The following is a 12,941-nucleotide window of genomic DNA, read 5'->3' as shown; positions in this document are numbered from 1 at the left end:
ATATTTAAGGTTAGACTTTTGTCTCAGAATTCTTTATTATTCTGTTATATCTGCAATGTAATGCTCGATTTTAAGAGCCATTGACATATTTCCCTCAAGCTTATATAGGAAATAAGCCGTTTCAAAGTACTCTTTTACTGCAACTTTAGAAGAAAAATTCTTACTGACATTTCCCATCAATACATACAAATCAGCCAAAAGATATGTTGTTCTATACGTCTTACATTGCTTTATCGTATCTGTGATTTTAGTAATAGCCTCTTCAGTATTATTCTGCAACCATAGATAGCGACAAACATTATAATTAAATTTAATAGAAAGGTTTAATTCTTCGATTGTGTTTAACTTGAGTTGATTTACTTGATACTCTAACTTTTCTCTAATTTCATTAAAACTCTCTAAATCTTCAATATCATAATAAAAATTGAATAGAGTATTTGTAACTTGAAGGTAGGTCAAGTCAGTTACACTTAACTGAGACAGTACCTTCTCCAATCTTGCCACAGCCTCCTCTTTTTGCCCGTAGAAATAAAAATCTATAAGAGATTTTATCCACTCCATATAAAACTTATCTACTAGAGACAAGCGATGTACCTTTACACTCTCTAATTCATATATATATTTCAAAGATTCATAATTTCGATTTGTGATAAATGTCTGGGCTAACTTCTTAAACTCTGATAGCTCATCAATCTCCTCTCCAATCTGCTCATTAAAAAAATAATCTATACTAACTTTTAACTTCTTAGACAGAGCATATAAAAAGTCTGCTCCTGGAGTAAATTCTCCATTCTCTAATCGACTAATCTGTCCCTGTTTACATATCCCCTCAGCCAATTCTCGCTGAGACATTTTTAATTCTTTTCGTCTATTTTTTAATCTTGTTGCTAATAGTGTGCCCACGTTTGCATTTTCCTTTTCTATTCGATTTCAATTTCAATTTCAATTGTAACATGATTAAATTTTAAATACAAATTTATAAACCAAAAGATACAAATTATATATAAACAATTACTAGATAAGTTATTTTTGAAAACCTATCCCTTCTTCTTTTGAAATTTTCTTACTCAAACGATTGATAAACTTATTCACTTTAAATACGGTATTCTCATATCTATCGCTCTCTAATGCTATCTGTATACTTAACTCATTCAACTCCTTCTCAACAACATCAATGCCAATTTTTTCAGTTATATTCAATTTTGAAAGATTCAACTTCATTTCTTGCTTGTTTTCAACTGAAGCCAGTAAATATTCTGCTACTTGATTTAAGGTTATCACTCGTTCTTGCAAAACATTGATTCTCAACTCAGACGCTGCTAGTTCACGCACTAGCTCGTCTTTAATCGTGACATAAGATTGATTTTCCACATCCAGCTTGATCAAAGCATCCACTTCTTCAATCTTTTCTTCAATCATCTCCACAGTCGTTTTTCTGCGGAATGGAATTGTTTGATTTTCAGAGCTGAATTGGCGAATCAACGTTCTACCTTTCATATAGCGATTTTTCTCGGCGTCATCTTTGTGATAGACATAGTAGGAGCTAGTTTCTCTGATAAAAACCTTCACCTTATCCTCTTCCATATCTAGCTCCATGTTAGGTACAAAGACAAGGCCCTCCTGACGAATACCAAACTTGATCTTGATGTAAATTCCATCATCCACTACTTTTTCGATTTGATTATATGACAACTCTACCTCAAATTCATGAACAGCGTCCCTGTTTCTCCTGAACTCTTGATAGGACTCCCAAAACTTCTCCTCGCTTGGGAGTTCTTTTTCTTTGGAGATTTTCTCTTCTTGATAAATTTGAACTAAATCCTTAAGTTCTGGAACTTTCAATTCTTTTCTCTTTTCAAAATAATCTTTGAAAAATTCTACATCGTAAAGATTTTTCTTATTTAGTTCGGTCTCTTTCACCTCTACTCCTGCAAATTGAAAAGAAACATGCTTTTGCTTAGGACTGATATTTAATCCAAATAGTTTTGCTTTTTTTATCAGAGTTTCTAAGTTATCAACATTGGGTAGAAGAAATTCCATAAGCTCTTCTATTTTTCTTTTGGCAAAGTAATTCTTGAAAAATTCTTCTGTGTAAGGTTGCTTGCGATTGAGTTTATTACCACGCACCGCTTGTCTCATAGTTGAGTCCGTCATAAAAAAGGTGGTATGCTTGTGACTGAAATCTATCTCCATATGTAGTAATGGAGCGTTCTTTTTTAAATCCTCAAAATCGGTAGAATTTTCCATCAAAAAATAGAGTCGTTGTTTGAGTTCGTACTTGTAATTGGTCTTACGATAAACTTCAAACTGCTGGTGGGAATAGCGATTCTCTATAATTTTCGCCCCTGCAATTTTACAAAATCTATCTGAAATCATTCGAAGATTTCGTTCCACATTATAATCCCACTTGAGTTTTTTGTCCGAATTACTATCAACCGAGTTGATAATGATGTGATTATGGAGGTGATTTTTATCAACGTGAGTCGCAACGATAAAACGAAATTTGCCACCGGTTAACTCCTTCATTGTCTCATAGCCGATCTGATTGATTTGTTCAGGAGTGAGATGATCCTCTGGAGAAAAAGACTGAATGATATGATGGGCATGAATTTTTCGTTGCTTTTCCTCTAACCTAGCATGCCGAAAATTATAAAGCGTATCATTGCTGATAAAATTTTCATGATACATCTGCACCATCTCATCATAGCTAGGAAAATCCAGAAAATTTCTCATGCCATAGTCCGATACCAATGCAAGATTCTTGGTTTTATCAGGATTAAGAATATACTTGATAATTTTTCTGCGATAACTCTTTCCGTGAATAGCAAAATGCTTAGTGATGACCATAAAACTCCCTCAACTTTTTTGCTTGAACACTAAACTCTTTCTCTACCTCACTTATCAAGTCATCGATTCCCTTTTTCAAGTCTTGCAATTCTTCACTTGAAATCAACTGAGATTGATTGACACTTCGGGCAATCTGGTTGATGTTATTACCAATCCTCTTCAACTCAAATATCAAATCTTGATAACCAGTTGTATCAATGGTGATGAAATTCATACCAGGGTCAAGTAGGGTTCGTCGAGCATATTCTGAAAAAGATTGACAACCGCTTTGATCGATGCAATGTTTCAACTGACTCAATTCGCTATCAGATAGGAAAACTTTCTTTAGCTTAGTTCGGTAACGATTTTCCATGTGCCTACCTCATGTATTTTTTACGGAAGTCTTGACTAAGAGGAATGGAGTTCCCTATTTCTTGAATCAATTCCTGCACACAGGTTAAGAGAATGGATACATGTTCTTGGGTGACTTGATGTTCTGCCTTTGATAAAATTAAAATCTCATAAACATCACGACTGATTTGTTCCAGTTTTTGAGATTGCCAGAAGGTGAACCACTTTTCAGCAGTCATTTCTAACTCGTTCTCCAGTAACTTGTTTCTGGCAAATGAAGAAAAGTGTTCAAATCCTTTATTTTTCATCATTATGTCAATCATTTCTAATTCATTTGCAGTCAAATTAACCTCTTTGCGAATGTCTCTGTATTGTTCTGGCACACTACTTCCTCACTTTCATCGATTGTCGGATAATTCCCGACCCCGTGTCAACCACGGGAAACTTATAAAAACAAAATTTAGCATCTTGTAAGGCTTTGCGAGCTCAGATATTGTGTCCACAATATCCCAAAAATCATATCGTCTGCCATTACAAACCTCACGGTTCAAAAAACAAACGATATGAAAATGTGGTGGCACGCCCCCAAACCCCCAAGATAAATCTAAATTAAAAAAAGTATAACAAATACTTTTTGATAAAATTATCACAGAAAAAAGAGCCCTGTCGGACTCTTACAAACTAAAACAATGTCTCTGATATTCATACTGTCTAATGCCACTACTGTCTTTGTTCATCTTGATAGAAAAAACAAAATAATGGTCACGACCGTCTAAAGATTTGCTTTTGTTAAGTTTAAAATAATGTTTTTGAGACATAGCCATTGTGCGTAAAATGTCATCAGTGATAAATGTTAATGGTATATCTAAAGCAGAATACTTGTAAAAATCTGACTCAAATCGTAAATAAGAATCAGAAAAATAATCTAGCTGCAATTTATCGTCATATAATTCTTTACGATTCATATAAATCCAACCCTTCTATCTGGATATCGAGTATATCTTCACATCTTAATCGAAGAAAACCAGTGTCTGATTTTATAGATATAAACTCTTTCCCAATTTCTTTAACAATACCCGATACTACTTTTCTTCTATTTGAGTGCTTAAAAATAAACGTTGCAGGGAATGTATTCGTATAAAGTTGACGAACAAGTAAAATTCTCTCTTCCATTGATAAAGTAATTGAGACATCTTCTTTATTTTTTTCTTCCCAAAGAGAACTTGAATGTTCTGATAAAAAGAATCCCATCCACTTAGCCATCCCACGATCTTGATACTCTCTTGCAGATAAAAAAGGCAAATAAGAACGATTCATCATTTTAGCCCATCTAATCCTCCAGCTGAATGACCACCAATGAGTTTACTCCTTGCAATTGTTCTAGAAGCCTGATCCAGGGCATTTCCTTTCAATAGTGAAGTAAAACCAAATTCTGTTCGAATAACATCGATTGCGGACTGGAGCCTTTCTTCTTTTTCTATTTTTTCAATATCATCAAATAACGAAATCAATCCAAAGGATTCATCTACTAAGCCAGAATAGTTAACGGCAACATTCCTGATAGCCCCTGAAGTGTATTTAGTGTGAAATAACTTTAAAACATAGTTTGTTAGTAGTGCTGTTTGATTGGTTGGTTCAATTTTCATTTGAGTATTGATAGAACGCTTTTGTTCCACTTTAGAGTAGCCTAGATGTATAGAAACTACTGTTGCTTTTTTACCAGCTCTTCTCAATCTAACTGCAACTTGTTCTGCCATCTCACGAAGTATGATCTCAATATCTCTTTGTTTAATATAATCTCTTGGTAAAACTTGAGAGTTCCCTATCCCTTTTGACTTTGGCTTATAAGGTTTATGAACATTACTTTCATCAATCCCATTGGCATGGAACCATAACTCTAGACCCATGATACCAAGCTCTTTTTTAATCAAGTCAGGATTAGCCTGTGCCAATTCTTTAATCGAAAAGATACTTAGATTATGTAATCTCTTCTCCATTCGATTTCCAATTCCCCAGAAATCTGTCATTTTAGGAATAGCCCATACTTTCTTTTCAACATCTTCATAGGACCAATTGGCTCTCATTGTCAGAGTCTTTTTAGCTTCATTATCAAGCGCCAACTTAGCTAATAAGGGATTGGCATTAGACATACCTACCGTTGAATAGATTCCTGTTTTTCTCCAAATCTTTTTTTGAATGGCAGCCGAAATAATATCTAACTTATCTTTCCGACTAATACTTTTATCAGGAACAAAATAATTTAATGAACTTGTTAAATCAATAAATCCTTCATCAATTGAATAGGGATAAATATCGTCTGGTGCCGCAAAATCTTGAAAGATTTTTTGAATCTCCATATTCACTGTAATATAAGTATCCATTCTCGGAGGAACAATCACGGTTGATTTTGCCCATTCCTCTATATAACGAACATAGTCTATCGTTGTCGGTAAACCTTGCTTTCTAGCATTATAGTAAGAGAATTTGCGAGTCTTTATATCAAATGGTAAATCATAGGAACGTCCAACATTTGATTTCCCAAAGACCTTCTTAAACATAGGAGAGGAAGCAAGAATTAACCCAGCAGAATTATCTGCACGGCTCATAACACAAAGTGAAGTCTTAAGTGGATGCAGGCCTCTATCTACACACTCTACACTTGCGTAAAAAGATTTCATATCAACAAAGGCAATGTCACTTTTAGGTTCGAGACTATAATCAAACCAAGTCATACTCAGTCCTCTAAAGGCATAAAGTTCCCAACGATTTTCCCTATAATGCGAGGATTCTCATCATAAGGCGCAAACTTATCTGAATAGTTCCGATTGAGTGAAACTAAACGAAGCCCATTTTCTTCACGATAAACTTTCTTTATATAAGTTTGACCATCCCAATCTATGGCATAGATAGCCCCGTCATAATCAAATCCTGTTTGCTTAATAAGGGCTACAGAACCATTTTCATATGTCGGTTCCATTGAATTACCAAACACCCAAGATGCAAAATCATAATCAAATTGATGATTGAAGTAAACTGTATCGTAATTACCATCATCAAAATAAGCTGTTCCTGTACCAGCTGATAATTTTTCGTAAACTTTATAAGCAAAACGCTCAGGTAAATCTACAACCTTTACATTCTGTTTGTTCAACAATTCTGTAGCATAATGAAGTGTTGCTTCTTGATTTCTTTCCGTTAGTTTGAGATAGGTTTCTACTATTTCATACTCTGATTCAAAATATCGAGGGTCTACATTCAAAATCTCACTCAATTTGCTTAGATTATTTTGATTCGGTTTTGTTTTACCTGATTCCCAATTAAAGTACGAAGCTCTACTAATTCCCAAACTGGATGCAAGTTGAGATTGAGATAATCCTTGACTTTCTCTTTTTTCTTTTAATTTAGTAGGTGAAAACATTTGTTCTCCTTTTGTAAGTTTATTAACTAACAAAAGGATACCATAGCTTGTTGAAAAAATCAAGAGTTTAATAACCCCCAAGATTTAAAATAATCATAAACTGTGCTTAATTTCTACTTATATTGTTAGGAAACCATCACTTAAGGAAGTTATAACTTTTGAAAAAGATAAAGAACAAGCAAAAATAGAAAATAAAAAAGGATCGTTATTTTTTAAATGACGATCCAATAGACTATATTTTAAAACTCATGATCTAACAACCATTTCGATTAGTTAAATCTTTCAATCTTTCTTCTCCTGATTTAAGCATATCCTTCTCTACTTGATTCCATTCTCCAAATAGTAAGTCATGAAGAACGGTTGCTGCTGGAGTTGTATTTTCTTTTGAATCATATACACAACTTCTATCTCGTTGATAAATTTGAATTCTTTCAAAGAGAGCTAGTTCTTCCAATTGCCGTGTATTATCAACTAGATGATTTACAATGAAATCATGATGTTCTTTTGGAGTTGCGCGTGCTTGATTTGGATTAATAGCGTACAGTTCTTCATAACGGATAAGAGTACTCAGATAGGACAGCTTTGGCTTTGTCGCAATCAAGGCTAATTGTACCTCATACCCCTTATTTTTTAATAGTTGTGCTGTTTTCTTTGGAACATCAATCGTTCGTAAAGTTCCCTCTATCAAAAGATTGTATCCCAAATAACTCAATTCTGTTACTAAAGACTCTACCATTTTGCCTGCAAAATCTTTGGTGTATTCTACACTATCTTTGCCATATTCTTGCTGCAGTTCTATATAGTGTGGATGCTGAGAACGAAAACTATCGCCATCTACGATAACAATATTTCCTTGAAATTCTTTCTGTTTTATACGATGAATTGTAGTCTTACCGGCACCACTTTGCCCTCCAAGCAAAATCGCTATAGGTTGCTTACTGGACTTTTTTCCTCTTGTCAGTGAACGAAGATTCCGTGCTAGAGCATGTTTGAATTCACTATCAGTATAATCTTGGATTTCCATTAGGCTACCATCCGTTTTTCAGATATCTCTAACATACGTTCAATTCCATCCAAATAACCTCTATATCTCTCTATTTCATCAAAAGTTTCTACTAAATAGATATTCGTATGAATCAAATCAGATAGATCATCACTCATTAAAATCCAAGGATTAGATTCATCATCAATGCTAATTCCCTGACTATCTTGATAACGATAGAGTCGTGATAATAGATTAGCACCTCTTTCTTTCACAATTTCAATTTTTAAAGTCAATTCATAATCTTCAACAGGATTGAGCATTTTATCTTCTCCTACAATATCGACATAAGATACATTAAACTTCTGACAAATGATGTCTATTAGTTCCGTAGAGACTGAACTCGTTCCATTTTCATACCGGCTCAAGCTATTTCGAGAAATTCCTACAATTCGGGCAAAGTCGTCTTGTGTTAAGTCATGTGTTTTACGTAAGGATTTTATGTTCTTTCCAATCATGGCAAACTCCTTTATTTTTATAATTCAATTATAGCATAAAAAAGCATAATGCACCAAAATTGGTGCGTTATTGACTATTTTTCCTAAATCTCTCTAAATTCTTCTCCAATTGTTCCTTATGAAGTTGATTCTTAGCTTCCTTTAATGTGTCGTCCAAAGTTTCTTCTCTGTAAGTTGCTTCTGTTTTTAGTTGTTCTGATCCTTGATCTGGAGTGAAAATGATATCTAGCAGTCGGTCTATTTTTTCAAGATCTTGGACAGACATATCAGATAGTCTATGAATTAGCTTCTTAAATACATCACTATTGTCTTGCTTTTTCTTAAAAAATGTTGTAAACATCTATAACCTCTCAAAAAAAGCAGCCTATCAGGACTGCTTAGTGTAATTCGGAAATCGCATCATAAATGGACTGCAATTTCTTATTGTCTTTATTCTTTGTGTCAATCAACGTATGTAGCTCTTCAATTTTCTTTTGACTGCTTTCAATATCGCTATTGTTATCCGCAATAAGTCTTTTAAGATGTTGCTGATAACTTGTAGTGATATCTGTCTCTTTTCCTGTTCTAACCTCTGTAACTTTGGGTTTAGAACTAGGATTCGATGCCGTCACAGGTTCTTGTTTGCGCTTTTGAAAAGCTGCTTCATAATTTACATCATTACCTCCTTGATGATTTCCAAATAAGGCCGCAATTTTATCTGGATCTTCTTGATTTTCTGATTTACTTTCTAATGGTTGATTAAAATTCCAATCTTTTGTCATTCACTCATTTCATCCTTTCTAAATTCAGAATCATCGAATTGTCTTTCTTTACCAAAGGCATGGTCAAGAGCTTCTTCAAAACTCATGTGACTAATACTTTGACGCCTTTTGAACGTCGCAAACATCGCTGTCTCCAGTTGTTCTTTGTAAGCAGCTAGTTTTTCTGACTCTCTTGCTACCTTACTTTCTTGCCTAGTGACCTTTTCTTCTAAGCGTTCAATAATGGTCATATACGATCCTCCTTCATTCTAATATTAGCTAAAACATCTTGATTTTGTTATCACAATTCTAAACATTGATAGGTTTGCCTTACTGGTTGATTCCTCAATGAATCTTTTGCATTCTCGATCATCAATTGTAAATCTGATTTCTTTTCGCGAAGAATATCGTTCCAGTCTATTTTTTCTTTCCCAAATTCATTATTAGGTAAATCCAGTAAAACAGGCAATCCTGATTGAGATAACTTATCAGAAAAATCTTTACCTGCATCATCACAATCTACCGCAAGTGTCAATAAATCAGGATGATTATCAAAATAGCTGGTGGTATTACGAATTGTATTGATCAAAGGCAATAACTTAGAAGGTGTTACTGTATCTAAAAATTCCAATTTCTGATTTTCTTCAGCTATCAATCGTAAAGTTTGATAAGCCACAACAGACCTTTTCAATCCCTCCATAGATACCAAACGAACATCAGTTAGACTTTGTTGATGAAGTTCGTAATAGCTCATCAAGTCGATAAACGATTCACAAAAGACCAGTCTATTTGGTTTACCAATGTCAAAGGAGATTCCAACATGTCCATGGCTTCCTTTTAGAATCGTTTTTAACCTCTCTCTAGAAAGAGAGTGATTCTTATAAATCCCTTGTAAGCTTGCTGCCTGCAGCTTGTGACGATGATTAAAGCTTTTAAAAACAATAACAGGTTCAACTGTTTCATTTGTTTTCCAACTAGCTTGGGCTATCAAACCTTGTTGAATCATCTTTTGTATGATTTCTTCTGAGATTCCTCTACATTCTGTTAAGTAATATCTGGCCAGACTACAGTTAGAATCTTCTATTCTCTTTAAAGGATAATAAAATGGTCTCTCTCTTTTTTCTTGAACAGCTTCTTTTTGAAAAGGTTCTTCAGAAAGAAAGGCTAGAGCTTCTTTAAAGGAAATTCCCTGAACAAGTCGAACAAAATCAATGACATCACCTTGAATATCTCTTGAAAACCATTTAAAAGTATTGGTAGTTGAAAAAATCCGAAATGAATCGTGTTCAGGATGTTCATAGACACTGCTCGAAACTTGTTTAAACGAGATACCTAAACGATTGGCTACATCAAGAATTGAAATTTGCTTACATTCCTCTATATTCATAAAACATCATCATTTTGTCGTAGTATTTGGCAGTGATGGAATAGATGATGATTCTTCTAAAGTTTTAGGAGTTGCCTTATCTAAATCATCTAACCCAGATTTCCAAACCTGTACTTGGTTGACCAATAACTTACCAGGAAGTTTAGAATAGGACAATTTAACAGTTCTTGTTTCTGTCTGATTGGTTTTTGATTGGTTGGCATTCTTTAAATCAGATACATAGGTTACATTATAAGAGACCATGGCAATGGCTTGATTCGTAGTCTGATTGACAAAGATATCTGCTTTTTCAAAATGATAATCCAAAATATAATCCTTATACACTTGGTTCATGGCATCATTTTGACTTGACAATTCTTGAGAATAAGCCGATTCAGTCATATAAGGTTGAATACGTGTATTATTTTCTCCGAGCTTTTCTTTCGTATAGTACTGCGTCAAAAATTCTTTTACAGTATCCGATGACAAAATGCTGGCTTTATCTTCTGCTTGTTTGTCCTCTACAAGTTTAGCTGCAGCCAATTCGATTTCTTTGCGACTTTGTTTAGCAGTAGAATGTTGACCAGCAGTATATCCCATCATGAGAATAAAGCTAGTTGCGGCTACTGCACCAACACTAATTAAGGCTTTAGTTTTGACTTTATTTAACATCTTAGACCTTCTTTCTATAAAAACTAGGTCAAGAATATCAAAAAGAACTTGTAAGTTTTATCACAAGAAAAAGTCTCTGAAGAGTCCAATATAATTAAGCTAAGAAATTCAAATACGATTCTGTATTTGGGTTTCTTTTTTATGTGATAAACTAGAGTTACGGAGGTATTTCCCATGATAAAACAGATAAAAGCCCACTTGAATAAGAGTATTCAGAGTATCCTTGGTCAAAAAGTTGAGTTCGTCAAACAAGATGAACAGGCCTTTACTCGTAAAAGAAGTTTATCACTAGAAACTATGATTCGTACAATTCTGGGAATGGGAGGGAAATCCTTGTCAAAAGAATTACTGGATGCTAAACTGACAGTTTCAAATTCAGCCTTTGTTCAAAGACGCTATCAGATAAAACCTGAGGCTTTCTATGTCCTATTTAAAGAATTTACAGCACCTATTCCACTTAATACTGACTTTCCAATATTCGCTGCTGATGGGAGTGATATCTGTATTCCTCGAAATCCCATGGATACAAAAACCTCTATCCAAATCAAAACGGATGTTAAATCCTATAATCTCATACACATAAATGCCCTATACGACTTGACGACTGGAGTGTATAGAGATGTTTCTATTCAAGACAAACATACGCAACATGAGCGCTTAGCTCTGATTCAGATGATGGAGGCTTCTCCATTTCGAGAAAGCTCTTGTTATCATGGTGAGTTAATCGCTCCAATGACTTACGAAGAGACGATGAGCAGCGAATTTTTTGAAGCATGGTTTCAGAAGTTCCTCTTACCAACCTTAAACACACCATCAGTTATTATTATGGATAATGCAAGATTCCATAGAATGGGTAAGCTAGAACTCTTGTGTGAAGAGTTTGGGCATAAACTTTTACCTCTTCCTCCCTACTCACCTGAATACAATCCTATTGAGAAAACATGGGCTCATATCAAAAAGGTATTACCAAATTGCAATACCTTTTACGCAGCTCTTTTGTCTTGTTCTTGTTTCAATTGACTATAATACTCAATGAAAATCAAAGAGCAAACTAGGAAGCTGGCCGCAGGTTGCTCAAAGCACCGCTTTGAGGTTGCAGATAGGACTGACGAAGTCAGTAACATATATAATCCAAGCTGAAGCTGACACAGTTTGAAGAGATTTTCGAAGAGTATAAAAGAAAGAAGCTGACAAAGGAGACGGGGATGGAACAAACATTTTTTATCATTAAACCAGACGGTGTAAAAAGAGGGCTAGTGGGTGAAGTGTTGAAACGCATCGAACAACGTGGCTTTACAATCGAAAAATTGTTGTTGCGTTCACAGATTTCAGAAGAGCTGATTGACCAGCACTATCAGGACTTGGTTGGTCAGAATTTTTACCCACCGATTCGTGAATTTATGACTTCAGGCCCGGTTCTTGTGGGCATTATTTCTGGTCCCAAAGTAATCGAAAATTGGCGGACCATGATGTGTGCAACTCGTCCAGAAGAAGCTTTACCAGGAACTATTCGAGGTGATTTTGCAAAAGCTGCTGGAGAAAATGAGGTTATCCAAAATGTTGTACATGGTTCAGATTCAGAAGAGTCAGCTAAGCGAGAAATTGCTCTTTGGTTTTAAGAGTGGATTGGCTCAATCAATTGGTTAAAAAACTCATTTGAATAGAAAGTATAGTCAATTAGTTTAAGATATGGCGCATGATATCAAACTTTTTAGTTTTTGATATGGTGCGTTTTTTGATTAAGTGACTATTAGTTCGTCTCGCTCCGTTAGGTGCAAGACAAAAAAACACCCGCTATGCGGGTGCGCGTCGAGGGTTATACCAAAAAACTCCAAACGCGATACAATAAAGGTGTTCAAGCCAATTGTGAAGCGAAAGGAGAAAAATATGGCACAAAAGGTTCTTTTGTCCTATTCTTGTTTCAATTGACCATATTTCTATACTTTTTCTTCCTTTCTCTGTGAAAATCGCAAGTTTTTCCCACCTTTTTCTCAATACTGAAACAACATCTTTCCATAACTTCAATAATTTCTTTTTGTGTTAAATCATTATTTAACTCAATCTTTGG

Annotated in this window: 16 protein-coding genes and 1 pseudogene; 2 read left to right on the top strand and 15 right to left on the bottom strand. The window is 34.6% G+C overall.

Going from position 1 to position 12,941, the window contains the following annotated elements; genetic code table 11:
• Window positions 1-36: 36 nt before the first annotated feature.
• The 15 genes from SINDD18_RS02495 to SINDD18_RS02425 form a co-directional block, all read right to left on the bottom strand.
• Window positions 37-903 carry a helix-turn-helix domain-containing protein gene (locus SINDD18_RS02495; protein WP_000537000.1) on the bottom strand — a complete coding sequence of 289 codons (867 nt, stop codon included), beginning with the start codon at window positions 901-903 and terminating at the stop codon, window positions 37-39.
• Between the two features lie 120 nt (window positions 904-1,023).
• A complete protein-coding gene (locus tag SINDD18_RS02490) occupies window positions 1,024-2,847 on the bottom strand; it encodes an SAG1250 family conjugative relaxase (protein ID WP_061862967.1) in 1,824 nt (607 codons plus the stop codon).
• Window positions 2,834-3,199 (bottom strand): MobC family plasmid mobilization relaxosome protein, encoded by a 366-nt coding sequence (locus tag SINDD18_RS02485; RefSeq protein ID WP_000431635.1) that lies wholly within the window; start codon window positions 3,197-3,199, stop codon window positions 2,834-2,836. Before SINDD18_RS02485 ends, SINDD18_RS02490 begins: the two co-directional genes overlap by 14 nt.
• A gap of 4 nt (window positions 3,200-3,203) precedes the next feature.
• Window positions 3,204-3,560, bottom strand: coding sequence for an SAG1252 family conjugative relaxosome accessory protein (locus SINDD18_RS02480; RefSeq protein WP_001115085.1), 357 nt, complete (start codon window positions 3,558-3,560; stop codon window positions 3,204-3,206).
• 291 nt (window positions 3,561-3,851) lie between these two features.
• A complete protein-coding gene (locus tag SINDD18_RS02475; RefSeq protein WP_001080186.1) occupies window positions 3,852-4,142 on the bottom strand; it encodes a DUF5960 family protein in 291 nt (96 codons plus the stop codon).
• A complete protein-coding gene (locus SINDD18_RS02470) occupies window positions 4,132-4,497 on the bottom strand; it encodes a hypothetical protein (RefSeq protein WP_061862966.1) in 366 nt (121 codons plus the stop codon). The genes SINDD18_RS02475 and SINDD18_RS02470 overlap by 11 nt, the downstream gene beginning before the upstream one ends.
• Window positions 4,494-5,909, bottom strand: a complete 1,416-nt coding sequence (locus SINDD18_RS02465) for a Y-family DNA polymerase (protein WP_061862965.1) — start codon at window positions 5,907-5,909, stop codon at window positions 4,494-4,496. The genes SINDD18_RS02470 and SINDD18_RS02465 overlap by 4 nt, the downstream gene beginning before the upstream one ends.
• A 2-nt stretch (window positions 5,910-5,911) precedes the next feature.
• Window positions 5,912-6,595: a LexA family transcriptional regulator gene (locus tag SINDD18_RS02460; protein WP_000492699.1), complete on the bottom strand. Its 684-nt coding sequence runs from the start codon at window positions 6,593-6,595 to the stop codon at window positions 5,912-5,914.
• A 253-nt stretch (window positions 6,596-6,848) separates the two neighbouring features.
• Complete coding sequence (pezT, locus tag SINDD18_RS02455; RefSeq protein ID WP_061862964.1) at window positions 6,849-7,619, bottom strand: type II toxin-antitoxin system toxin PezT; 771 nt, start codon at window positions 7,617-7,619, stop codon at window positions 6,849-6,851.
• A complete protein-coding gene (gene pezA, locus SINDD18_RS02450) occupies window positions 7,619-8,095 on the bottom strand; it encodes a type II toxin-antitoxin system antitoxin PezA (RefSeq protein ID WP_061862963.1) in 477 nt (158 codons plus the stop codon). Before pezA ends, pezT begins: the two co-directional genes overlap by 1 nt.
• Before the next feature lie 67 nt (window positions 8,096-8,162).
• Entirely contained in the window at window positions 8,163-8,435 is a 273-nt protein-coding gene (locus tag SINDD18_RS02445) for a hypothetical protein (protein ID WP_061862962.1), read from the bottom strand.
• A gap of 37 nt (window positions 8,436-8,472) precedes the next feature.
• Window positions 8,473-8,856: a DUF5945 family protein gene (locus SINDD18_RS02440; RefSeq protein WP_000159217.1), complete on the bottom strand. Its 384-nt coding sequence runs from the start codon at window positions 8,854-8,856 to the stop codon at window positions 8,473-8,475.
• Entirely contained in the window at window positions 8,853-9,086 is a 234-nt protein-coding gene (locus SINDD18_RS02435; protein WP_002933293.1) for a DUF5965 family protein, read from the bottom strand. Before SINDD18_RS02435 ends, SINDD18_RS02440 begins: the two co-directional genes overlap by 4 nt.
• 50 nt (window positions 9,087-9,136) lie before the next feature.
• A complete protein-coding gene (locus SINDD18_RS02430; protein WP_061862961.1) occupies window positions 9,137-10,222 on the bottom strand; it encodes a toprim domain-containing protein in 1,086 nt (361 codons plus the stop codon).
• Window positions 10,223-10,231: 9 nt separating this feature from the next.
• Window positions 10,232-10,873, bottom strand: coding sequence for a hypothetical protein (locus tag SINDD18_RS02425; protein ID WP_000933082.1), 642 nt, complete (start codon window positions 10,871-10,873; stop codon window positions 10,232-10,234).
• A 711-nt stretch (window positions 10,874-11,584) separates the two neighbouring features.
• Between SINDD18_RS02425 and SINDD18_RS10765 the strand changes: the two are divergent.
• Both SINDD18_RS10765 and ndk read left to right on the top strand, forming a co-directional pair.
• A pseudogene (locus SINDD18_RS10765) lies at window positions 11,585-11,893 on the top strand (transposase); the annotation flags it as partial.
• Window positions 11,894-12,078: 185 nt separating this feature from the next.
• Complete coding sequence (gene ndk, locus SINDD18_RS02410) at window positions 12,079-12,492, top strand: nucleoside-diphosphate kinase (RefSeq protein ID WP_061862960.1); 414 nt, start codon at window positions 12,079-12,081, stop codon at window positions 12,490-12,492.
• The last annotated feature ends 449 nt before the right edge of the window (window positions 12,493-12,941 follow it).

Origin of the sequence: Streptococcus infantis (genome assembly GCF_001579645.1) — a bacterium.
Taxonomy (GTDB): Bacteria; Bacillota; Bacilli; order Lactobacillales; family Streptococcaceae; genus Streptococcus; species Streptococcus infantis_E.
The sequence above is the reverse complement of the archived record's forward strand: the minus strand, read 5'-3'. Positions and strand labels throughout refer to the sequence as shown.

Excerpts from the sequence above, each read along its gene's own strand:
- SINDD18_RS02490 (WP_061862967.1), bottom strand. The coding sequence starts at position 2,847 with ATGGTCATCACTAAGCATTTTGCTATTCACGGAAAGAGTTATCGCAGA.
- SINDD18_RS02485 (WP_000431635.1), bottom strand. The coding sequence starts at position 3,199 with ATGGAAAATCGTTACCGAACTAAGCTAAAGAAAGTTTTCCTATCTGAT.
- SINDD18_RS02475 (WP_001080186.1), bottom strand. The coding sequence starts at position 4,142 with ATGAATCGTAAAGAATTATATGACGATAAATTGCAGCTAGATTATTTT.
- SINDD18_RS02470 (WP_061862966.1), bottom strand. The coding sequence starts at position 4,497 with ATGATGAATCGTTCTTATTTGCCTTTTTTATCTGCAAGAGAGTATCAA.
- SINDD18_RS02465 (WP_061862965.1), bottom strand. The coding sequence starts at position 5,909 with ATGACTTGGTTTGATTATAGTCTCGAACCTAAAAGTGACATTGCCTTT.
- SINDD18_RS02460 (WP_000492699.1), bottom strand. The coding sequence starts at position 6,595 with ATGTTTTCACCTACTAAATTAAAAGAAAAAAGAGAAAGTCAAGGATTA.
- pezT (WP_061862964.1), bottom strand. The coding sequence starts at position 7,619 with ATGGAAATCCAAGATTATACTGATAGTGAATTCAAACATGCTCTAGCA.
- pezA (WP_061862963.1), bottom strand. The coding sequence starts at position 8,095 with ATGATTGGAAAGAACATAAAATCCTTACGTAAAACACATGACTTAACA.
- SINDD18_RS02445 (WP_061862962.1), bottom strand. The coding sequence starts at position 8,435 with ATGTTTACAACATTTTTTAAGAAAAAGCAAGACAATAGTGATGTATTT.
- SINDD18_RS02440 (WP_000159217.1), bottom strand. The coding sequence starts at position 8,856 with ATGACAAAAGATTGGAATTTTAATCAACCATTAGAAAGTAAATCAGAA.
- SINDD18_RS02435 (WP_002933293.1), bottom strand. The coding sequence starts at position 9,086 with ATGACCATTATTGAACGCTTAGAAGAAAAGGTCACTAGGCAAGAAAGT.
- SINDD18_RS02430 (WP_061862961.1), bottom strand. The coding sequence starts at position 10,222 with ATGAATATAGAGGAATGTAAGCAAATTTCAATTCTTGATGTAGCCAAT.
- SINDD18_RS02425 (WP_000933082.1), bottom strand. The coding sequence starts at position 10,873 with ATGTTAAATAAAGTCAAAACTAAAGCCTTAATTAGTGTTGGTGCAGTA.
- ndk (WP_061862960.1), top strand. The coding sequence starts at position 12,079 with ATGGAACAAACATTTTTTATCATTAAACCAGACGGTGTAAAAAGAGGG.